Source organism: Streptomyces sp. NPDC001068 (assembly GCF_042897315.1).
Classification (GTDB): Bacteria; Actinomycetota; Actinomycetes; order Streptomycetales; family Streptomycetaceae; genus Streptomyces.
On sequence record NZ_JBIAYD010000008.1, the window covers coordinates 102,843 to 124,265 of the forward strand.

A 21,423-nucleotide genomic window follows, 5' to 3' on the forward strand; every position below is an offset into this window, starting at 1 on the left:
TGTTTAAGCCCTGGCTTCAGGGTGCCGGGCTACGGGGCCCGGCCTCCAGCAGGGTGAGCCCGGCCGGGGTGATGGTGTGTACGACGTACCTGCTGCGCCGGACGCTGAGCAGCAGGCCGGCCCGGCGCAGCACGGCGGTGTGCTGGCTGGCGGCGGCCCCTGAGATGCCGAAGCGGGCGGCGAGCTCCCCGGTGGTGCGGCCGGTGACCACGTCCTCCAGGATGGCCGCGCGGGTGCGGCCGAGCAGCGCGCCCAGCTCGGTTGCGCGCGGGGACCCGCCGCTCAGCCAGCCGGGGGTGTGGTGGATCGGGTAGACCAGCACCGGGGTCCAGTCGGGCGTGGGGAAGGCCAGGGTGACGGGTCTTCGGGTGCAGAAGAACGACGGCTGCAACAACAGGCCCCGCCCCTCCAGGCGGACCTCGTGGTCGACCGGGTAGTCCGCCTCCAGCACCGGGGGACGCCAGCGCAGCACGGGGTCGAAGCTGGCCAGCAGTCCGTCGGCGCCGCCCGCCAGGACCGCGCGGGCACGGGTGGCGAGGTCGGCGTCGATCTGGCCGCGGATCGCCCGCCAGTAGGGGGCGAGGGCCCGCCCGTGGTAGCCGTGCAGCGCGGCTCCCAGCCGGCGCAGGGCGCCCGGGTCGCCGTCGGCGAGGGCCCGGGCCAGGTCGGGCAGCGGGCGGCGCCGGTACGGGGAGGCGGCGAGCAGGGTGAGGTCGTCGCGCAGCGCGGTGCGGGGCGCGCGGAGCACGGTGTCGAGGGCGGTCGTCAGGTCGTCGTGGCCGCCGGCGGCGGGCGTGAGGAAGTCGGGGAAGTAGCCGCGGCCCGGCAGCAGACCGGCGAGCAGCCGGTCCGCCGGGCCGCCCAGCCGGGGGCGGACCAGCCGCCGCCACGGCCCGAAGGACACGGCGTCGGCGTCGCGGAACAGTCCCTGGAAACTGTTGGCGATCTCCCAGAGATGGTCGGGCCCGGCGGCGACACGTACCCGCGCGACGTCGTCGGACGTGAAGTGCACCCGCAACATGGGGGGTTCTCCGATGGTGGTCGGTCACCGGGTTGCCCCACGAGCGTCACCCGTCCCGCGCGAAGCGGGCAAGGGTGTTTTCAGTTGTCTTTGCCCGCCGCAGTCTTGACCCGGTCGGTGACGACGGTGTCCAGGTACAGCTGCACGTACCGGGCGACGTCCACGTCCAGCGCCACGTCCACCATGGTCCGTTCGCGGCCGCCGCCGTGGATCTCGGCCTCGCCCGGTCGGGGCCGGCGGTCCACGAGGGTCTGGCCCCTGGCCGGTCCCGGAGCCAGCGAGACCTCCACGGGGAGGTGCCGGGTCGTCAGGCCCGCCGGGTCGGCGACGGCGCAGACCGCGCCCGCGTCGCCGAGACCGCCGGCCGGGTCGTCACCGTCCGGGTCCGGGGCGGCGGGCCGGTGCGCCAGCAGGTCGCCGGCGAGCCGGGCGCCCGGTTCCGCGCTCGCGCGCAGCCTCCGCACGTCCGCGCCCGGGACCACGACCCGCTGGAAGACGTCCAGGCCGTACATGGTGATCGGCACTCCGGCGGTGAGCAGGACCGCGGCGGCCTCCGGGTCGTGCCAGACGTTGAACTCGGCGACCGGAGTTGCGTTCCCGGTGGCGACGGCGCCGCCCATGAAGACGATCCGCTCGATGTTGCGGGTGACCTCGGGATGGGTGCGCAGCAGCAGGGCGATGTTGGTGAGCGGCGCGGTCGGGACGAGGGTGACCGGGCGGGGCGAGGCGAGGATCTCGCGGCGGAGCAGCGTGACCGCGTCGACGTCGGCGGGGCGGCGGGCGGGCGCGGGCAGCCCCAGGTCGCCCATGCCGTCCGTGCCGTGCACGTGCCTGGCCGACCGGGCCGCCTCGATGAGCGGCCGTTCGGCCCCCCGCGCGACGGGTACGTCCCCGGCCCCGGCCCGCTCCAGGACGGTCAGCGTGTTGCGCACCACCCCGTCCACGTCCGTGTTCCCGGCCACACAGGTGACCGCGCGCAGGTCGATCCCCGGGTGCCGTACGGCGAACAGCAGGGCGAGTGCGTCGTCGACACCGGTGTCGCAGTCGATGATCACCGGGATGGGCTGAGCGGCCACGAGCGGCTCCTTCCGTCACCCCGACCCTATGCGCCGACCGGAACGTCCCGACGGCCGGTACGGGAGCCCCCGGCACGGGTGGCCGCTTCGGCGGGGCTCCTTCCGGGTGGTGGACTCACCCGGAAGGACCGGAGCGGTGGTGGGCCCGCGCCGGTGGTGGTGGCGTGATCTCACGCGCCCACCGCTCCCGTTCCCGGAGAGGCCCCCGCCATGAGAGTCATCGCCTCCGGTCTTGCCGTGGCCGGCCTGCTCGCCGCCTCCGCCTGCACGGCCGGCCGGCCGCCGCAGGCGTCCGCGCCGGGCGCCTCCCCGGCGACCGCCGCGACCACCGCGGAGCGCCCCGCGCCCGCCAGCCCGGCCGCCTCGCCCGGCGTCCCGGCGCTCACCCCCGACCAGGCTCAGTCCGCGCTCATCGGCGAGGCCGACCTCGGGGTGCCGTGGACGGCGGGCGACTCCACCGCCACCTGGCACGACGGGCTGCTCAAGGCCGTCACCGCGCAGCCCGACTGCCAGCGCCTGCTCGACGCCCTGTACGCCGACGAACTGCTCGAACCGGCCGGCCCGCACGCGGTCACCGTCCTCGACGACGGCGACGACGACGCCCAGCTCCGCTACCAGGTCTACGCGAGCCGCGCCGCCGACGTGGACCGCACCCTGGCGTGGCTGCGCGCGGTACCCGGTGTCTGCGGGCAGTTCTCCGCGCAGACGACCTCGGCCGGCACCGAGACCGTCCAGGTCGCCGACTCCGGACTGCCCGCCTTCGGCGAGGCCCGCCAGGGCCTGCGGGTCACCCTCACCACGCAGCCGGCGGCGGACGACGACCCCACCACCCTCACCGTCGACGTCGCCGTCGTCCGGGTCGGCGACGACGCGATCGTCCTCACCGCAGGCGCCCTCGGCAGCCTCCCTGCGGACACCGCCCGGCAGAGCCTCGACGTCGGGGTCCAACGCCTCGCCCAGGTAAGGGAGCAGGGCCGGGCGCAGGCGTAGCGCCCGGCCCGGCCGGTCAGGGGAGGATCGCGTCGACGTAGCCGCCGTCCACCCGCAGCGCGCCGCCGGTCGTGGCCGAGGCCTGCTCGGAGCTGAGGTAGACGACCATGTGGGCGATCTCCTCGGGTTCGATGAGCCGTTGCAGCAGGGACTGCGGCCGGTACTCGCGCATGAACGTCCGCTGCGCCTCCTCCCACGGCAGGTCCCGGTCCACGAGTTCGTACACGAAGTCCTCGACGCCGCCGGTGTGCGTGGGGCCGGCGATCACCGAGTTCACCGTCACGCCGGTGCCGGCCGCCTTCTTCGCGAAGCCGCGGCTCACCGCGAGCAGCGCGGTCTTCGACATCCCGTAGTGGATCATCTCGGCCGGGATGACCACCGCCGAGTCGCTGGCGATGTACTGCACGCGCCCCCAGCCGCGTCCGGTCATGCCCGGCAGGTACAGCCGCGTCAGGCGGACCGCGGCGAGCACGTTGACCTCGAAGTAGCGCCGCCACTCGTCGTCGCTGAGTTCCAGCGGGTCGGCGGACCCGAAGACACCCAGGTTGTTGACGAGGATGTCCACCTCGGGCAGCAGTTCCACCGCCCGGGCCGCGCCCTCCTCGGTGGCGACGTCGGCGGCCACGGGCACCAGGTCGGCGCCGGGCGCCTGCCCGGCCAGCGCCCGTACGCTGTCGGCCACCCGGCGTTCGTCACGGCCGTTGACCCCCACCCGGGCTCCGGCCCGGGCGAGCCCGGCGGCGATGGCGGCACCGATGCCCTGCGTGGAGCCGGTGACCAGTGCGGTGCGTCCTGTCAGATCGATATGCATGGGCGGGAGAGTTCCCTTCGTCCACCTGTGAATGCCGGGGTCCGGCTGCCGCTGCCTACGCAAGCCACCGTCCGTCATCCGCGACGGCCCGACCCGGCCACCTGGTCCGAACGGGCTACGGCGCGCCCCGGGGGAGCCCGAGGACCCATGTCCCCCGGCGCTCCGAGGACCGCCGCCCCCACCCGTGCACGCGCCGCCCCCGCGCCCGGACGGCCCCCGCGCCCGGACCCGGCCTCCTACAGCGGTGGCTGTGCCGGGGCCGGGCCTAGGGTCGTGGTGCCCGGCGCGGTGCGGTGCCCGAGTCCGGTGCGGTAGGCGTCCAGGGCCGCCTCCACCCGGCCGCTGCGGCGCAGCAGGTCTCCCAGCAGCCGGCACAGGTCCGCCAGGTCGCCGGCGGCGCCCGCCCGCTCCAGCAGGCTCAGCGCGCGTACGTAGTGCTCCTCCGCGGCCTCCGTCTCCCGGGCGTCCTCGGCGATGATCCCGAGCAGGCGGTGCGCGGCGGCCGCGTGCACGGCGCCGCGCTCGGAGGAGAAGTCACCGAGCACGTCGTGCAGGAGCGCGGCCGCCTCCTCGGACTTGTCCCGGCGGTGCAGCACGTCGGCCAGTTCCACGGCCGCCTGGCTGCGGTACAGGGCGGCCCGGGTCTCCGACAGCATCGCGAGGGCGTCCCGCAGCTCCGCCTCCGCGCGCTCCAGCTCGCCGTTCTGGGCGTAGACGTAGCCGCGCATCCAGTGGCAGTTGGCGAGTTCGGTGCGCAGCTGGAGCTGGCGGTACAGCTCGGCGGCCTTGGCCAGCGAGGCGTCCGCCTCGGCCACCCGGCCCTCGGCGAGCAGGGTGCGGGCCACCGAGCGGTGCATCCGGGCGATCAGCGCCGGGTCGCCGGCCTGCGGGGCCAGGGCCAGGGCGAGTTCGGCCGCCTGGGCGGCACGGGCGTGGGCCCCCATGTCCATGTACGGGCCGATGGCGGAGGCGTAGAGGAGCAGCAGCGCGTCGGGGTCGTGCAGGCCGCCCCGGTTCAGCTCGTCGAGCGTGGACTCCAGCAGGTAGACCGCGTACCGGAGTTCACCGGCGAGGTAGTGGCTGACCGCCCGCCCGCGGATCGCCGGTACCCGTACCGGCAGCGGCTCCTCGGCGGTCCACAGTTCGGCCCGCTCGAAGAACTCCCTGGCCCGGCCCAGCTCGCCGGTGTCCAGGGCGCACTCGCCCATCCCGAGCAGCGCGGTGGCCTGTTCGGCGGCCAGTCCGTGCGCCTCCGCCTCCTCGAAGAGGGCGGCGTACAGGGCGGCGGCCTCCTCTGCGGCGCCGGTGGCCAGGGTGCGCTGTGCCTCGGTGAGCCGCAGCCTGAGGTCGGTGGCGAGATGGGCGGGTCGCCCGCTGGCCAGCTCCTCGAAGCCGATCCCGAGCCGCCCGGCGATGTGCCGCAACGCCTCGTCGGAGGCCCGCACCCGTCCGGCCTCCAGCGTGGAGATGTAGGCCGGTGTGTAGGCCGGTTCGGCCAACTGGCGCTGTGTCAGTCCCCGTTCGGCGCGCAGTTGCTGCACCCGCCGTCCGATGGTTTCCGCGTCGTCCCGTTCCCGCATTCTGTCACTCCCCCCAACTCCCCCTGGCCCTCTTGCCGTTGACCTCTGTCAGCCCCTAGGTTAAACGGCGAATTAAACACGCTTAACCCGCCCCTGTCGTTGCGAGGTCGCCGTGCTCGGACGCACATCCGCACGCCCCACCGCACTGCCCCGTTTCCGGCTTCGCCCGATCGGGGGGACACCTACCGCCCGTAGTGTGGCAGCCGCGGTGATAGCCGTGGCCGCGCTCATCACGGCGGCCAACGCCGGGCCCGCCAGGGCGACGGACGACGGCCCGCGTTCCACCGCCCCGGCGGCCGTCGGACACGTGTCGCGCTGACGCACCCCCACCCGGCCCGGTGCGGATTCCCGAGTGCTGAGTGTCATCGGCATGACCTACTCTTCAGCACGTCCGTCACACGCGGCCCACAGCACACCCACGTGCGCCGCGTCTCCGTGACACTCACTTCATTCGATCCGGGGGGTTCGAATCAGCGTGCGTATGCGCACCCGCACCGTCACGGCCGCCACCACACTGGCGGTCCTCTTCAGCTCCGCTGCCCTGGCCGCCACCACGCCGGCCCTCGCCGACACCAGCGCCCCGCTGCCGATCAAGTGGGTCGGTGACGTCGCCGTCGACGGCGTGCACCGGCAGATCTTCATCAGCGACCCGGACAACGGCAAGATCGTCGTCACCGACTACGCCGGCAACGTGATCAAGCAGCTCACCACCGATCTCTCCGGGGTCGCCGGCCTCGAACTGTCCGCCGACTCGGGCACCCTCTACGCGGCCGTCCGGGACATGGACGCCATCGCCGTCGTCGACACCGCGACCGACACCGAGACCACCCGCTACCCGGTCGGCGACAAGCCGCTCAGCGTCGCCCTCGCGGGCGGCAAGCTGTGGTTCGGCTACGGCGGGGACGTCGCCGGCAACATCGGCTCCGTCGACATCGCCGACGACCAGCACACGGTCACCCTCGGCCAGGACAACAGCTGGTACTCGGCGCCCGTCCTGGACGCGGCCCCCGGCTCCGACACCCTGATCGCGGGCGACCGCGACTCCAGCCCCTTCTCGCTGACCTCCTACGACGTCTCGTCGGGCACCGCCACCAAGCTGGCCCACATCCACACCAACAGCAGCAACCTCAACGACCTCCAGGTCACCCCGGACGGCAAGGACGTCGTGGTGGCGAGCGGGGCGCCCTACTACCACCAGATCTTCAAGACCTCGGACCTCGACGAGGACGGCAAGTACACCAGCGGCGCCTACCCGAACGCGGTCGCCATCGCGCCCGACGGCACGGTCGCGGGCGGCAGCTTCGCCTGGTACGCCCCGGACATCTACATCTTCCACCCGGGCAGCAGCGAGGCCGTCCGCTCCTACGAGCTCCCCAGCACCGCCGCCACCACCGGATCGGACACCCTCGCCGCCGGCGGGCTGGCCTGGGCCCCGGACGGCTCCCGGCTGTTCGCGGTCACCTCCAACAGCGACGACGTGTACTCCCTGCGCGAGTACGACACCCCGGGCCGGGCGGCCACCGCCGTCACGGTGAACGCCCCGGCGACCGCCACGCGCGCCAAGCCGCTCACGGTCACCGGCACGGTCACCTCGACGGCAGCCCTGCCCGCCGGCACCCAGGTCACGGTGGTCCGCACCGACCTGGACGCGCCCGGCGGCAAGGCGCTGCCCGCCGTCACCGTGAAGGCTGACGGCAGCTACACGTTCACCGACACCCCGCAGGCGGGCGGCAAGGTGACGTACCGGGTCTCCTACGCGAGCGACGCCGAGCACACGGCCGCCTCCGGCAAGGACACCGTGGACGTCTCCCGCGCCAGACCGACGCTGACGCTGAACAACAACGGCAAGGTGTACGCGTACGGGCAGGACGTGAAGTTCACGGCCCACCTCGGTACGACGTACAAGAACCGCTCGGTGGAGATCTGGGCCGACCCGTTCGGCGCCGACAAGCCCGACAGGCTGGTCAGGTCGGGCAAGGTCGACTCGCACGGCAACCTGTCAGTGACCCTGGACCTCAGGCGCGACACCAAGGTCACCGCGAAGTTCTCCGGCGACGCGCGCTGGCAGCCCCGGTCGGTGTCCGCCTCGGTGGGCGCGAAGGTCAGCGTCTCCATGTCGGTGAGCCGCCAGTACCGGACGAAGAAGGCCTGGGACGAGACCTACTACTTCTTCCACAGGACCAACAACCCGCTGTTCACCACCAAGATGCCGTACTACGGCGGCCGTTCGCAGCGCTTCGACTTCCAGGTCTACTACCGGGGCCGGTGGTACGCGGACGACTCGAAGTACTTCGCGCTGGCCACCAGCGGCGTCTCCCGGGTCGAGTTCACCGGCAACCACAAGCAGGACGTCGGCCGGCGCTTCCGGGTCCGCTCCGACTACATCAACGGCACGTCCGGCGACACCGTCAACTCCACCACCTACGGCGCGTGGAAGTACTTCACCTTCACGAGCTAGTGCCTCAGCTGGTCTGAAGCTGCCGCAGGTGCTGCTGGACGTTCTCCAGGGCGCCCTCCCGGCGGCCCGGCACCCTGAGTCTCAACTCCGCGAGCGCGGGTCCCAGTTCACGGGCCCGCGCCGCGTCCTCGATGGCCCCCCACTGGTGGTGGGCGCGGTCCACGGCCGACTCGACGGACGGCGCGTCGGCAGGCTGCCCGGCGTTCAGCCGGGCGTGCGCGACCGTCAGCCAGGTACGGCAGCTGCGAACCGCGTCCCCCGCGAACATCGCCAGGTCGGCCCGTACCTCGGACCAGTGCAGGGCCTCCTCGGAGGCCGGCCCGTGCGCCCGCGCGGCCGCCTCCTCCCAGCGGGCGGCCAGCCCGTCGGCCTCCGCGTACCGGCCGTCCCGCGCGGCCGCGCTGATGACGTCGTGCGGATCCCCGCCGTCCGGGGTGTGACTGCTGAGCAGGATGCAGGTCGCGGCCTCGGCGCCGAGCCGCCCGAGCACCTGCTGGTGCAGCTGCGCCGGCGGCGGCCGGTGTCCGCTGCGCAGCACGGTCGCCGCCGCCTTCATGTACGACGGCGAGGCGACCTCCCGGCGGGCCGGCGGCGGTGCGATGCGCCCGTACACCGCGTTGTTGCGCCCGGAGTCCAGGGGCGCGGTACGCAGCCACTCCCAGGTCTCGTGGTCGGTGTGCAGGTCCAGGACGAGCGTGGTCGCCCCGGGCGGCCGCAGCCTGAGCTCCTCCCGGATCCAGTGCCAGGGCAGGGCGGTGTACCGGACGGTGGCGGGCTTGGTCCGGGCCAGCGCGAGATGCGGCAGCCGCTGCCTGCGGTCCAGCTGGAGCTGGCCCGTGACGAAGACGGTGAGCGGGCCGGGAGCGGCCGCGGCGGCCCGCAGCCGGGTCAGCACGGCCTGCGGCTCCAGCGGGTCGGCGAGTTCCACGACGTTGGCGGTGTCGGTGCCGGAGAGTACCGCCGGGGGTACGGCCGCGAGTACGGGGAGCACGGAGGCCGCGTCCACCAGGCGCCCCCTGCCCGACGGCGAGGCCGCGAGCAGCAGCACGGTTCCGGGCATCGGCCCTCCCCCTTGTTCCCCTGGTCCACTTACGTCAGCACGGTAACCGCTGCGCCTGCGAAGCGGGGGCACGGGAGGGGTTTGGGGTGGGATCGGGGTGTTACGGGGCGCTACCGGGCCCGACGGCGCGTCGCCCGCCGCCCGCGCACGGCCCGGGTGCTGTCACGGGGACCTCGACCGGCGGATCGGGAAGATCGTGGTGCCGTCGGAGACACGGCCCCGGCCGTGGCGGAGCACCCCGCGCGGTCGGTCACGGCGGTCGGCGGACCGCGCCGGGAGCCGCCGCACGCCGTGGCGGCCGCGGCAACCCCGGACGGCCGACTTGCCAGGGGGTACCCACAGGTGTGCCCTGGTATCCGGGGGCGAGGAGAGAGGAGCACTCTCATGACTCAAGCGGCACCCACGACCGGCATGCCCCGGCGCGGCCCCACTCCCGACATCTTCAGCCCGCAGACCCACCTCATGGGCAGGCTGGCCTTCCCGGTCGTGACCGGGCTGATCTACGGCTACTGGGCGGCCGCGAACCGGCGCAGCGGCGGTCCCATCACGGGCTGGAACCTGCTGTTCGGCTTCGTGACCGCGGTCGTCTTCGCCCTGGTGCTGTTCGCCGTGCTGACGATCGCCTCCCGGCTGCGGCGGGAGGTGCACGCGGTGATGTGGACGGCGTTCATGGGTATCGCCTTCGGCTTCCTGTACAGCCAGAGCGGCGAGTCGATCCTGCGCTGCGTCGCCATGTCCCTGTCGGTCGCGGCGGTGACCTTCATCGTGATGTTCTACCGCTTCTACACGCACGAGGACGCGGCCGGTCATCGCATCCGGTGACCACCGCCGGCCACGCGTGGGCCCCGGCCGTGCGGCCGGGGCCCACGCGTTCCCCTTTTTCCCACCGGGGTGATTCCCCTCAGGGTGATTCCCCTCACCGGCCGCCGGACCGCCGAAGCCGCCCGGCGACATCCCTGCGGAAGCCGCTCCGGCCGTTCCACCGGCCAGGACGGCTCCTCAGCACCAATAAACACCCGTTCGGGCCAACCCTCCACCGGAGCGCGACGCCCCAAGGGATTCCGGCGCCCGGCCGCCCGTCCCCGGCCGTCCTGTCCTCCGTTCGGCCCCGTCTGCCGCCCCGCCGTGCCCCGGATGCAGTCCCTCCGGTCGCCTGACCCGCCCTCAGGGGCTTGCCTGGAAGCGTGCCCCCAGTGCCCTCCGTGCTCGCCGTGCCCTCGGGGCCCGCGAAAGCCGCGCGGCCGGTACGGCGCATCCGGGCCGTACCGCTCCGGAACGCCCTGTCGGCCCTGCTGATCGTGCTGTCCTGCCTGCTGCTGCCGTTCGGCGCGCTGGCGGCCTGGGCGGCGTACGGGCTGGCGGACACCGGACAGTACGTCAGCTCGATGGCCCCGCTGGCCGACGACCCGGACGTCCGGGACGCGGTGGCCAAGACCGTCGGCGAGGGCATCATGCGCGAGGTGGACGTCGGCCGGCCGATGCAGGCCACGGTGGCGCCCTTCGTACGGGAGGCGGTGCGCTCGTTCACCCAGACCCGGGCGTTCCGGCTGGCCTGGGACGCGGGCAACCGGGCGACCCACGACGCGATCCTGCGCGCGCTCCAGGACGAGCGCGAGGAGGCCGTGACGGTCGACCTCGCGCCGGTGACCGCCCAGGTCAAGGACCAGCTCACCCAGGACCACGTGCCGCTCGCGGCCCGTATCCCGGTCCAGCACACGGCCGTCGCGGTGCTCCCGGCGGCGGAACTGGACCGGCTCCGGAAGGGGTTCCACGTGCTCGAAGTCGCCGGCCTCTGGCTGCCCGTCGCCGCCGTCGCCTTCGCGTTCGGCGGCATCGCCGTCGCCGTCCACCGCCGCCGTGCGGTGATGGCGACCGCGCTGGGCACGGCGCTGGGCGGCGGCCTGCTGGGGCTCGCCCTCACCGTCGGGCGCCGGCTCACACTGGCCGGTCTGCCGCCCGACGTCTCGCACCCCGCGGCGGCCGCCGTCTACGACGCGCTCACGTCCACCCTGCGCACGGTCTCCTGGCTGCTGCTGGGCGTGGGCCTGGCGGTGGCCGCGCTGGCCTGGCTCACCGGGCGGCTGCGCCCACGCCCCGACGCCGGGCAGGAGCCACCGGCCGCCCCAGCCGACCCCGCCTCCCTGAGAACGGACTCACGGCCCGCCGGCGAGAACATGCCCATCATGTGACGTCCTGCCCTGCCCGGCTGCCGTCGGCCGCCGGCCGGGGTTCCCCCGGCTCTCGCCGCGCGAGTTCCGCGAGCGTGCGCAGCGCGCCCACCAGTTCGGGCTCGGCCGCGGAGGCGAGCCCGACCCGTACCGCGTCCGGCGTCCGCCTCGGGTCGACCCGGAAGGCGGTGCCGGGCGTGATCCCGATGCCGACCGCCGCCGCGGCCGCTGTGAAGTCGTCCGCCCGCCACGGCGCGGGCAGCTCCCACCAGGCGAAGTACCCGTACGGGTCGGTCCGTACGGCGAACCCGTCGAGCAGCTCGCGGACGAGCGCCTGCCGCCGCCCGGCCTGCTCCCGCTTGGCCGCGACCAGCCGCCCCACGGTGCCGTCGCCGATCCACCGCACGGCCGCCTCCAGCGCGAACGCCCCCGGCCCCCACCCCCCGGACCGTACGGCCGCTGCCACCGCGTCCACCCGGTCCGGGGGCGCCACGACGAATCCGACGGTGAGGCCCGGCGCGACCCGCTTGGAGAGCGAGTCGACGACATGGACGAGGCCGGGCGCGAGGGCGGCGAGCGGCGGTTCGGGACCGGTGTGCAGGAACGACCAGACCCGGTCCTCCACGACCGGCAGCCCCAGGTCCTCCACGCACTCGGCGAGTTCGAGCCGCCGTCCGGCCGGCACGGTCAGGGACGTCGGGTTGTGCAGGGTCGGCTGCAGGTACAGCGCGGAGAGCGGCGCCGACCGGTGCACGGCGCGCACGGACTCCGCGACGGGCCCCCGGGCGTCCGTCTCCACCGGGACGAGCGTGACGGAGAGCCGGGCGGCGACCTCCTTGACCAGCGGATACGTCAGCGGCTCGACGCCGACCCGGCCGCCGGGCCGTACCAGCGAGGCCAGCGTCGCGGCGACGGCCTGCCGGGCGTTGCCGGTGAAGAGGACCCGGCCGGGGGCGGGCTGCCAGCCGCCGGCGGCGAGCAGCGCGGCGACGGCCTCCCGGGCCCGCGGGGTGCCGCCGGCGGCGCCGGTGCGCAACGCGTCGCCGAGTGCGTCGGGCCGCAGCAGGGGAGCGAGGGCGGGCGCCAGCAGTTCGGCCTGTCCGGGCACCGAGGGGTAGTTGAGCTCCAGGTTGACGAGGGCGGCGGTGCCGTCCTCGACCAGCGCGCGTCCCTGCGCGGCGACCCCGGTGGCCCGGACGAAGGTGCCGCGCCCGACCTCGCCCACCACCAGCCCGCGCCGCACCAGTTCCGCGTAGACCCGCCCGGCCGTCGAGGCGGCGATCCCGTGCCGTCGCGCGAACGCCCGCTGCGGGGGCAGCCGTTGCCCGCTCCGCAGCCGCCCGCGCGCGATGTCCAGCGCGATCCGGTCGGCGATCCCCCGGAAGTCGTCCACGACCTGCCCCGCTCCCACCCCGTCGACATTGCACCGAGCGCAAAGATCTTATTGCACCGACGAGTTGGCGGGACCTAGGGTCGTCCACATGCCCCCCTTCCTCGCATACGATGACAACAACCCCCATACTTCGCGGACTCCCCTGCTGCTGATCCACGGCCACCCCTTCGACCGCACGATGTGGCACCCCCAGCGCACCGCGTTCGCCCCCTCCCGCCGGGTCATCGCCCCCGACCTGCGCGGCTACGGCGCCTCCCCGGTCACCCCCGGCCGCACCCCGCTCACCCGCTTCGCCGCGGACCTGGAGGACCTGCTCGACGCCCTGGACGTGCGGACCTGCGTCGTCGCGGGCCTGTCGATGGGCGGCCAGATCGCGATGGCCTGCTACGACCGCCTCGGCGCCGACCGGATCCGGGGGCTGGTCCTGGCCGACACCTCTCCCGCCCCGGAGACACCGGAGGGCAGGAGCGCCCGCAACGCCATGGCCGACCGACTGCTCCGCGAGGGCATGCGCGGCTACGCCGACGAGGTGCTGGAGAAGATGGTCGCGCCCCGCGCCGGCCGGGAGGTGAAGGCCCACGTCCACCGCATGATGACGGCCACCGACCCGGCGGGCGCCGCGGCGGCACTGCGCGGCCGCGCCGAGCGTCCCGACTACCGCCCGCTGCTGACGAAGGTCACGGTCCCCGCCCTGGTGGTGGTCGGCGCCGACGACGAGTACACCCCGGTCCACGACGCCGAGTCCATGTGCGCGCTCCTCCCCGACGCCACCCTGCGGATCGTCGACGGAGCGGCCCACCTGCCGAACCTGGAACGGCCGGAGGAGTTCGACCGGGCACTGGGCGAGTTCCTGACCCGGGTGGACGAACGGCCGTAGCCCCGCCGGGACGGCGGCCACCACGCCCCCACCGCGCCGCCCCGCGCGCCGCGCCGCACCGCACCGCACCGCACCGCACCGCACCGCACCGCACCGCACCGCACCGGCCACCTTCGCCCGCACCGCGCCGGCCACCTTCGCCCGCGCCGCGCCGGCCGCCTTCGCCCCTCGCCGGGGACGGCACGTCAGCACGATCCACCAGCGGCGACGTCGATAATGGGTGGCATGTCCCGCGAGTTTCCCGCCGGCCTCACTCCTCCCGACTGGCTGGTGAGGAACCTCCGGCCGCAACAGGCCGCGCCCCTCAACCGGCCCGCCCTGGCCCGCGCCGCCCTCGGCATGGCGGCCCCGCTCGCCATCGGCCTCGCCGCCGGACAGCCCTCGTACGGCGCGCTCGCCTCCATGGGTGCCCTGTCCGCGGTCATCGGCGACACCGCCGACGCCTACCGCATGCGGATCCTGAACATAGCCGTCCCGCAGCTCTTCGGCGCGGCCGGCGTCACCGCGGGCGCGCTGGTCTACGGCCAGGGCTGGCTGACGGTCGCCGTCATCACCGCCATCGCGCTGGTCTCCGGGATGATCTCGACGATCGGCGCGGTCTCCTCCGTCTCCGGCCTCCTCCTGCTGCTCAACTCCGTGATCGGCGCCGGCCTGCCGCTGCCCGGCGCCTGGTGGCTGACCCCGGTCCTGATGACCGCGGGCGGCCTGACGGTCCTCCTCGTCGCCCTGCTGGCCTGGCCACTGCGCTCGGGCGTACCGGAGCGTTCGGCGGTCGCCGCCACCTACCGCACGGTCGCCGACCAGCTCACGGCGATCGGCACCGCCGACGCCGAGGAGTACGACCGCGCCCGGCACACCGTCACCCAGTCGCTGAACCAGTCCTACGACCTGATCCTGGCCCGCCGGGCCCGCTACCGCGGCCGCAGCCAGGACCTCACCCGCCTGCTGGCCCAGCTGAACGCGATCACCCCGGTGGTGGAGGCCGCGCCCGCCGCCCGGCTCGCCGGAAAGCCGCTGCCGCCCGAGATCCCGGCGGCGGTCCAGCGGATCGCCGACGCCGTCGGCACCGGCCGCACCGGCCCCATCGCCCTCGACCTGCCCGAGCCGGGCGGCGAGACCGGCCGGGCCGTCGACCACGCCCTGCGCCACCTCGCCGAGGTCGCGGGCAGCCCCGACGTCGATCCGCGCGGCATCGACGACCGCCTCGGCCGCCCCGCCGCGCTCCGCATCCGCACCGCCCGTGCCACACGCGGCGTCGCCCTGTCCGCCAACTCCTGGCGCTACGGGATCCGCCTGGCCCTGTGCATCGGCATCGCGCAGGCACTGGTGTCCCTGGTGCCGGTCCCGCGCTCCTACTGGGTGGCGCTCACCATCACCTTCGTCCTCAAGCCCGACTTCGGCTCGGTCTTCTCCCGGGCGCTGCTGCGGGCGCTCGGCACGGTGGTGGGGCTGGTGGTGGCGGCGACCGTCCTCGCGCTGGTGCCGCGCGGCTGGTCGGACGTGCCCGTGATGATGGTGCTGGCTCCCCTCATCCCCGCGCTCACCCCCCGGGGCTACGGCTTCCAGACCGCCGCCGTCACCCCGGTGATCCTGCTCCTCTCCGACAACCTGAACCACATGGGCACCGGTCTGCTCGCACCGCGCCTGCTGGACTCCCTGCTGGGCTGTGCCATCGCGCTGATCGCCGGGTACCTGCTGTGGCCGGAGAGCTGGCACACCAGGGTCGGCGACCGGCTCGCCGACGCGGTGGCGGACACGGCGGCCTATGTCGACCTGGCCTTCGCGGAGGGCGCGGACCCGGCCGCCCGCGCCCGGATGCGGCGCCGCCTCTACCGTGACCTGTCCACCGTCCGCACCGAGTTCCAGCGGGCCCTGAGCGAGCCGCCGCCGACCGGGCGGCGGGCGGCGGCCTGGTGGCCGCTCGTCGTCGCCGTGGAACGCATCGTCGACGCGACGACGGCGGCCCGGGTCCGGATCCGGCACGGAGCGCCGCCCCCGTCCCACGCCGAGGTGGAGCAGATCGCGCTCCAGCTGCGCGAGTTGGCGGAGGGCGTCCGGGAGGCCGACACCCTGGTCGAGGTCCGCACCGATCTGACGGGGCCGCCGGACAGCGTCCTGGAGCCGCTGCGCCAGGAGGTGGCGGCGGCCCGGGCGATCACGTCCCCCCACTAGCCTCGGCCGGAACCGGCGGCCGGAGGTCACGGTCCCGCCGGGGCATCTATGACCTGAACATGACCATCATTGAACGGAGAATGAACCCGAGTGAGCCTGGGGGGAGTTGACAGGCGGCCGGAACTGGACCGCCGTACGCCCGACAGGAGTCATCGACCCTCCCCAAGATCGCAACCTGGGGCCGCTAACCTTACGTGTCCGTCCTGGCCAGCGATTGACGGGTATCAACTCACGCGAAGGGTTGCGCACATGGGCATTCTCACTCTCCTGCGGAACGCATTCGGCCGGTCGCGAAAGCCGCGCCCCGCCGAGGCAGAGGGTGCAGACCAGCTCCCCTCGCAGCCGACGCCGGAACCGGCGTCGAAGCAGGAAGCACCGGAACCGGCCGCGTCCGCGGTGGTCCCGGAACCCCGTCCGTCCGACACCGACGAGCACGATCTGGTGTCGGCGGCCTTTGACAACGTGACCGTGCCGAAGCAGGCGTCACGCACCATCGAACCGGAGATCGAGGTCACCCCGGAGTCGGTGGCCGAGGCCGAGGCCGAAACGGTGGCCGAAGCGGAGGCGGTGGCAGAAGCGGCCGCCGAGGCGACCCTGCCCCCGAACACCGACCCGGCATCCGAAACAACGCCGACCCCGGAAGCCGGGACCGAGCCGGAGGCTGCACCCGAGCCCGAGCCCGAGGCCGGGCCGGTCACCGAACCGCAGGCCGCGGCTGAAGCAGTCACCGAGCCGCAGACCGAGGCCGAGCCGGTCACCGAGCCGCAGGCCGAGGCCGAAGCCACGACGGCGCCCACCGCCGACACCGAGCCGAAGCCGGAGGCCGACCCGTCGGCCGAGGCCGAGCACACGGCCGAGCCGAAGCCCGCGGTCGAGGTCGAGCCGGAGCCGGTTGCCGAAGTCGAGACCGGAGCGCGGGCCGAAGCCCCGGCCGAGACCGGACCGGAGGCTCCGGCCGAGCCGATCGCCCAGACCGAGGCGAAGCCCGACGCCGAGCCGAAGCCCGAGGCCGAGGTTGTGCCGGAGCCGGCCGCCGAAGTCACGCCGGAGGCCGAGGTCGCGCCGGAGCCCGAGCCCGCTGCCGAGCCGATCGCCCAGACCGAGGCCGAGGCCGAGCCCAAGCCCGACGCCGAGCCCAAGCCCGACGCCGAGGTCGCGCCGGAGGCCAAGGCCGATCCCGTCGCCGAGGCGTCCGCCGAGGTCGGGGCCGAAGCACAGCCCCAAGCCCTCACCGAAGCCGCACCGGAGGCCGTTGCCGAGGCCGAGCCGGTCGCCGAGGCCGCACCGGAGGCCGCTGCCGAGGCCGAGCCGGTCGGCGAAGTCACGCCGGAGCCCGAGGCCGCACCGGAATCCGCACCGGAATCCGCCCCGGAACCCACCCCGGAGCCCGTCGCAGCCGCGGCCGCCGACGGCGGGTCCGCCCCGCAGGGGCCACCCGCAGCCGACAGCGAAACCGTCACGGGTGGTGCGGGTGGGAGCGACACCGCCGAAGGCGAAGCCGAGGCCGCCGCCGACAGCGACGCCGACAGCGACGCCGCGGCCACCGCCCTCGCCAAGGCCGGCCTCACCGGCACCCACGCCGCCACCTACCTCGTCCTCGACCGCTCCGCGAGCATGCGCTCGTACTACAAGGACGGCTCCGCCGCGGCCCTCGCCGACCAGACCCTGGCCCTCGCCACGCAGCTCACCCCGGCCACCGGCACCGGCACCGGCACCGGCACCGGCACCGTCCACGTCGTCTTCTTCTCCACCGAGGTCGACGGCACCATCGACCTCACCCCGGCCTCCTCCGAGAACGCGATCGACGAGGCGCACGCCGGCCTCGGCCGTATGGGCCGCACCAGCTACCACGCCGCCGTGGAAGCCGTACTCGCCCACTACGACAAGAACATCGCCCCCGGCACCCCGGCCCTCGTGGTCTTCCAGACCGACGGCGCCCCCGACGCGAAGACCCCCGCGACCCAGTCGCTGACCGACGCCGCGAAGTCGCACCCCTCGGTGTTCTTCTCCTTCGTCGCGTTCGGCGAGCACGAGAACAAGGCCTTCGACTACCTCCGCAAGCTGAAGAGCGACAACGCGGCCTTCTTCCACGCGGGCCCGACCCCCCTGGAGCTCACGGACGCGGAGCTGTACGACGGCGTACTGATCGACTGGCGCCCGTAGTCCCCTGAGCCTCCGGCTCCACCCCGGCTCCACCGCAAGGCCCCGTGCCGCCCGCTTCTCACCCCGTAAAACGGGAAGCGGGCGGCATACACATGTCGGCTACGATTTCAAGGCTCGCAAAAGCAGCAACGAAACCGACCTGGGAGCAGCCCCCGATGGCTCGACACCTCATCACCAGCGCCCTTCCGTACATCAACGGGATCAAGCACCTGGGCAACATGGTGGGGTCCATGCTCCCGGCGGACGTCTACTCGCGGTACCTGCGCCAGCGCGGCCACGAGGTCCTCTACATCTGCGCGACCGACGAGCACGGCACCCCCGCCGAGCTCGCCGCCAAGGAGCAGGGTCTCCCGGTCGACGAGTTCTGCGCGCAGGCGCACGACGCCCAGAAGGCGGTCTACGACGGCTTCGCACTCGCCTTCGACTACTTCGGCCGCAGCTCCAGCGCCGAGAACCGCGAGATCACCCAGCACTTCGCGCGCCGTCTGAACGAGAACGGCTTCATCGAGGAACGCTCGATCCGCCAGGTGTACTCCCCGGTCGACGGCCGCTTCCTCCCGGACCGCTACGTCGAGGGCACCTGTCCGCACTGCGGCTACGACAAGGCCCGCGGCGACCAGTGCGAGAACTGCACCCGCGTGCTCGACCCGACCGACCTGATCAACCCGCGCTCGGCGATCTCCGGCTCCACCGAGCTGGAGATCCGCGAGACCAAGCACCTCTTCCTGCTCCAGTCCAAGCTGGAGAACGAGGTTCGCGAGTGGGTCTCCAAGCACGACAAGGAGTGGCCGCAGCTGGCCTCCTCGATCGCCCACAAGTGGCTGACCGAGGGCCTGCACGACCGTGCCATCACCCGCGACCTGGACTGGGGTGTCCCGGTCCCGGCCGACACCTGGCCGGAGCTGGCGGCGGAGGGCAAGGTCTTCTACGTCTGGTTCGACGCCCCGATCGAGTACATCGGCGCGACGAAGGAGTGGGCGGACCAGGACCCGGGCAACCGCGACTGGAAGTCCTGGTGGTACGACGTCGACGCCGACGTCCGCTACACGGAGTTCATGGCGAAGGACAACGTCCCGTTCCACACGGTGATGTTCCCGGCCACCGAACTCGGCGTGCGCGAGCCGTGGAAGAAGGTCGACTACGTCAAGGCCTTCAACTGGCTGACGTACTACGGCGGCAAGTTCTCCACGAGCCAGAAGCGCGGCGTCTTCACCGACCAGGCCCTAGCCATCCTGCCCGCCGACTACTGGCGCTACTTCCTGATCGCCAACGCCCCCGAGTCGGACGACTCGTCCTTCACGTGGGAGCACTTCACGGCCACCGTGAACAAGGACCTGGCCGACACCCTCGGCAACTTCGTCAACCGCGTCCTGTCCTTCTCCAGGAAGCGGTTCGGCGACGACGTCCCGGCCGGCGGCGAGCCCGGCGAGGCGGAGACGAAGCTGGGCGGCCAGATCGCCGAGCTCCTCGCCGAGTACGAGTCGCACATGGAGTCCCTCCAGTTCCGCAAGGCCGCGGCCGCCCTGCGCGCCCTGTGGTCGGCCGGCAACTCCTACCTGGAGGAGAAGGCCCCCTGGCTGGAGATCAAGACGGACAAGGACGGCGCGGCGCTGACCCTGCGCACGGCGATGAACCTGATCCACCTGTACGCGGTGGTCTCCGAGCCGTTCATCCCGGCCACGGCGAAGACGATGCGCGAGGCGTTCGCGCTCACCGACGACACGGCCGCCTGGGTCACCGCCGAGGAGGCGAAGGCGCTGGTCTCCGTCCCCGCCGGCACCCCCTTCACCGTCCCGCCGGTCCTCTTCGCCAAGCTCACGGACGAGGACCTGGAGACGTACAAGGAGCGGTTCGGCGGCGCGGTCGCCGAGTAGCCCCGCACCGCACGCACGCCGAAGGCCCGGCAGGAGGACCCCCTCCGCCGGGCCTTCGGCGCGAGGTCGTGAGGTAAGGCCCGGGAAAGAGACGTATCCGACCCTTACCTCTCCTTCACCTCACGTTTACCATCGGGATAGTCTGCCGCCCGTGAAGCGAATTCTGATCCGTTCCGGGAAGAGCCCGTTCCGTGTCGCCACTCCGGCGGAGTTCATCCACCAGGACCTGATCGGAACGAACACCGGGAACCTGCTCTTCAGCGACTCGGCCCACAAGATGCTGACCACCCCGGACACCGAGGTGACGTCGAACGGCATCAGGACCGACCCCTCGGCACGACGGGCCGCGGAGATCAACGAGCAGTACGACGTCTTCGTCGTCCCGCTCGCCAACGCCTTCCGCCCGACGTTCCGCGCCTCCCTGGACCGGCTCACCACGCTGATCGAGCAACTCACCATCCCGGTGGTGGTGTTCGGCGTCGGCGCCCAGGCACCCGCGGACTACGACACCGAGTGGCTGAAGCCGATGGCCGACTCGGTCCGCCGCTTCGCCCGCGCCGTCCTGGAACGCTCCGCCTCCATCGGCGTCCGCGGCGAGCTGACCTCGGGCTACCTCGAGGGCCTCGGCTTCAAGGACGTCGACATCATCGGCTGTCCGTCGATGTTCCTGTACGGCGACACCTTCCCCGAGATCCGGGCCACCGAGCCGGACGCCGCCTCACGCATCGCGCTCAGCCTCTCCCCGGACGCGATACCCGTCGGCGACATAGCGGGCATCGCCCGGCACGCGTGGGAGCGCTACCCCCACCTCACCTACTACGCGCAGAACACCGTCGACGCGGAACTCCTGTTGTGGGGCGACACCTCACCGGAGTCCGGGCACACCGACCCGTTCCCGCTCCAGCTCAGCCACGCCCTGCTCCGGGAGAACAAGGTCCGCATGCCGCTGGACCCGGCCACCTGGATCGACGAACTGCGCGACTACGACTTCGCCTACGGCACCCGTATCCACGGCAACGTCGCCGCCCTGCTTGCGGGCACCCCGAGCGTGGTCCTCACCCATGACTCGCGCACCCTCGAACTGTGCCGCTACTTCGACATCCCGCACCGCCCGCTCACCGAGCTGGACGCCGGCACCGATCCGCGGGACCTGTACGAGGGCGCCGACTTCTCCGCGATGCTCAAGGGCCACGGCGAGCGCTTCGAGCGCATCACCGCCTTCCTCGACCGCAACGGCCTGGAGAACACCTACACCCACGGCGACGGCGGCGCCGCCTTCGACGCCCGCCTGGCCGCCCTGGACCTGCCCGCGTCGATGCCGGTCTGGGACGGCGGGGACGACGGCCAGATGCGGTACCGGGTCAGCCGGCTGCGCGAGCGGATCACCGCGGCCGACGCGAAGGCGGCCCAGCACGCCAAGGAGAACCGGGAACTGCGCTCCCGGCTGGCCACCGCCGAGAAGCAGGCCACCGAGACCAGCCGCCGGCTCGACGCCCTCCACAAGGAGCTGAAGGCCGCCACCAAGCAGCTCTCGGCGGTGGAACGCCGGGTCACCGGCATCGACAAGCGCCTCCTGGTCCGCCTCGGCCCCGCCCTGCGCCGCCGGGTTCACCGGTCCAAGCCCAAGCCCACCCAGGACTGAGGGCCGCCGGCCCCGGTTGTGCAGATCGACAACGTTGCCGTGAATTTTCCTCCGGTGCGGTGTCCATCCGGGGGGAGAGCGGCGAAAGTTGACGCGGGCAGCTGTTTCCCGGCCGAAGAGACCGGTGGGGAATCAGCC

The 21,423-nt window shown here is 73.4% G+C and carries 16 protein-coding genes; 10 read left to right on the forward strand and 6 right to left on the reverse strand.

The features are described from left to right. Positions 1-16: 16 nt before the first annotated feature. Positions 17-1,021, reverse strand: a complete 1,005-nt coding sequence (locus ACFY3I_RS23025; protein WP_390862318.1) for an ArsR/SmtB family transcription factor — start codon at positions 1,019-1,021, stop codon at positions 17-19. Between the two features lie 80 nt (positions 1,022-1,101). Next, the gene (locus ACFY3I_RS23030; RefSeq protein ID WP_390862319.1) at positions 1,102-2,097 is read right to left on the reverse strand and encodes a nucleoside hydrolase; all 996 of its coding nucleotides are present in this window, start codon (positions 2,095-2,097) and stop codon (positions 1,102-1,104) included. A gap of 210 nt (positions 2,098-2,307) precedes the next feature. On the opposite strand from ACFY3I_RS23030, the gene ACFY3I_RS23035 reads away from it, so the two are divergent. Beyond that, a complete protein-coding gene (locus tag ACFY3I_RS23035; protein WP_365292908.1) occupies positions 2,308-3,087 on the forward strand; it encodes a hypothetical protein in 780 nt (259 codons plus the stop codon). A 16-nt stretch (positions 3,088-3,103) separates the two neighbouring features. Here ACFY3I_RS23035 and ACFY3I_RS23040 read toward each other — a convergent pair whose 3' ends face one another. Both ACFY3I_RS23040 and ACFY3I_RS23045 read right to left on the reverse strand, forming a co-directional pair. Further along, complete coding sequence (locus tag ACFY3I_RS23040; protein ID WP_390862321.1) at positions 3,104-3,898, reverse strand: SDR family NAD(P)-dependent oxidoreductase; 795 nt, start codon at positions 3,896-3,898, stop codon at positions 3,104-3,106. Between the two features lie 236 nt (positions 3,899-4,134). Continuing rightward, a complete protein-coding gene (locus ACFY3I_RS23045) occupies positions 4,135-5,478 on the reverse strand; it encodes a helix-turn-helix domain-containing protein (RefSeq protein ID WP_365292905.1) in 1,344 nt (447 codons plus the stop codon). Positions 5,479-5,674: 196 nt separating this feature from the next. Here ACFY3I_RS23045 and ACFY3I_RS23050 point away from each other — a divergent pair, with 196 nt between their 5' ends. Beyond that, positions 5,675-5,797 carry a hypothetical protein gene (locus tag ACFY3I_RS23050; RefSeq protein ID WP_365292903.1) on the forward strand — a complete coding sequence of 41 codons (123 nt, stop codon included), beginning with the start codon at positions 5,675-5,677 and terminating at the stop codon, positions 5,795-5,797. A 162-nt stretch (positions 5,798-5,959) separates the two neighbouring features. Further along, positions 5,960-7,936, forward strand: a complete 1,977-nt coding sequence (locus ACFY3I_RS23055; protein ID WP_390862323.1) for an Ig-like domain repeat protein — start codon at positions 5,960-5,962, stop codon at positions 7,934-7,936. A 4-nt stretch (positions 7,937-7,940) separates the two neighbouring features. Here ACFY3I_RS23055 and ACFY3I_RS23060 read toward each other — a convergent pair whose 3' ends face one another. Continuing rightward, positions 7,941-8,996 (reverse strand): hypothetical protein, encoded by a 1,056-nt coding sequence (locus tag ACFY3I_RS23060; protein WP_390862324.1) that lies wholly within the window; start codon positions 8,994-8,996, stop codon positions 7,941-7,943. Between the two features lie 384 nt (positions 8,997-9,380). Between ACFY3I_RS23060 and ACFY3I_RS23065 the strand changes: the two genes are divergently transcribed. Next, positions 9,381-9,818: a hypothetical protein gene (locus ACFY3I_RS23065; protein ID WP_390862326.1), complete on the forward strand. Its 438-nt coding sequence runs from the start codon at positions 9,381-9,383 to the stop codon at positions 9,816-9,818. Between the two features lie 458 nt (positions 9,819-10,276). Continuing rightward, entirely contained in the window at positions 10,277-11,185 is a 909-nt protein-coding gene (locus ACFY3I_RS23070; protein ID WP_390862709.1) for a hypothetical protein, read from the forward strand. Here the strand turns inward: ACFY3I_RS23070 and ACFY3I_RS23075 are convergent. Further along, a complete protein-coding gene (locus ACFY3I_RS23075) occupies positions 11,178-12,557 on the reverse strand; it encodes a PLP-dependent aminotransferase family protein (protein WP_390862328.1) in 1,380 nt (459 codons plus the stop codon). The genes ACFY3I_RS23070 and ACFY3I_RS23075 overlap by 8 nt on opposite strands. An 88-nt stretch (positions 12,558-12,645) precedes the next feature. On the opposite strand from ACFY3I_RS23075, the gene ACFY3I_RS23080 reads away from it, so the two are divergent. The 5 genes from ACFY3I_RS23080 (at position 12,646) to ACFY3I_RS23100 (ending at position 21,285) form a co-directional block, all read left to right on the forward strand. Next, positions 12,646-13,434, forward strand: a complete 789-nt coding sequence (locus ACFY3I_RS23080; protein WP_390862330.1) for an alpha/beta fold hydrolase — start codon at positions 12,646-12,648, stop codon at positions 13,432-13,434. 225 nt (positions 13,435-13,659) lie between these two features. Then, complete coding sequence (locus ACFY3I_RS23085) at positions 13,660-15,606, forward strand: FUSC family protein (RefSeq protein ID WP_390862332.1); 1,947 nt, start codon at positions 13,660-13,662, stop codon at positions 15,604-15,606. 249 nt (positions 15,607-15,855) lie between these two features. Next, positions 15,856-17,769: a VWA domain-containing protein gene (locus tag ACFY3I_RS23090; RefSeq protein WP_390862334.1), complete on the forward strand. Its 1,914-nt coding sequence runs from the start codon at positions 15,856-15,858 to the stop codon at positions 17,767-17,769. 155 nt (positions 17,770-17,924) lie between these two features. Further along, positions 17,925-19,643, forward strand: coding sequence for a methionine--tRNA ligase (gene metG / locus ACFY3I_RS23095; RefSeq protein ID WP_390862336.1), 1,719 nt, complete (start codon positions 17,925-17,927; stop codon positions 19,641-19,643). Positions 19,644-19,794: 151 nt separating this feature from the next. Next, positions 19,795-21,285, forward strand: coding sequence for a polysaccharide pyruvyl transferase family protein (locus ACFY3I_RS23100; RefSeq protein WP_390862338.1), 1,491 nt, complete (start codon positions 19,795-19,797; stop codon positions 21,283-21,285). The last annotated feature ends 138 nt before the right edge of the window (positions 21,286-21,423 follow it).

What these genes read in the sequence shown, in the direction of transcription:
- ACFY3I_RS23040 (WP_390862321.1), bottom strand. Translation starts at nt 3,898, where the DNA reads ATGCATATCGATCTGACAGGACGCACCGCACTGGTCACCGGCTCCACG.
- metG (WP_390862336.1), top strand. Translation starts at nt 17,925, where the DNA reads ATGGCTCGACACCTCATCACCAGCGCCCTTCCGTACATCAACGGGATC.
- ACFY3I_RS23060 (WP_390862324.1), bottom strand. Translation starts at nt 8,996, where the DNA reads ATGCCCGGAACCGTGCTGCTGCTCGCGGCCTCGCCGTCGGGCAGGGGG.
- ACFY3I_RS23045 (WP_365292905.1), bottom strand. Translation starts at nt 5,478, where the DNA reads ATGCGGGAACGGGACGACGCGGAAACCATCGGACGGCGGGTGCAGCAA.
- ACFY3I_RS23065 (WP_390862326.1), top strand. Translation starts at nt 9,381, where the DNA reads ATGACTCAAGCGGCACCCACGACCGGCATGCCCCGGCGCGGCCCCACT.
- ACFY3I_RS23055 (WP_390862323.1), top strand. Translation starts at nt 5,960, where the DNA reads ATGCGCACCCGCACCGTCACGGCCGCCACCACACTGGCGGTCCTCTTC.
- ACFY3I_RS23080 (WP_390862330.1), top strand. Translation starts at nt 12,646, where the DNA reads ATGCCCCCCTTCCTCGCATACGATGACAACAACCCCCATACTTCGCGG.
- ACFY3I_RS23035 (WP_365292908.1), top strand. Translation starts at nt 2,308, where the DNA reads ATGAGAGTCATCGCCTCCGGTCTTGCCGTGGCCGGCCTGCTCGCCGCC.
- ACFY3I_RS23090 (WP_390862334.1), top strand. Translation starts at nt 15,856, where the DNA reads ATGGGCATTCTCACTCTCCTGCGGAACGCATTCGGCCGGTCGCGAAAG.
- ACFY3I_RS23025 (WP_390862318.1), bottom strand. Translation starts at nt 1,021, where the DNA reads ATGTTGCGGGTGCACTTCACGTCCGACGACGTCGCGCGGGTACGTGTC.
- ACFY3I_RS23085 (WP_390862332.1), top strand. Translation starts at nt 13,660, where the DNA reads ATGTCCCGCGAGTTTCCCGCCGGCCTCACTCCTCCCGACTGGCTGGTG.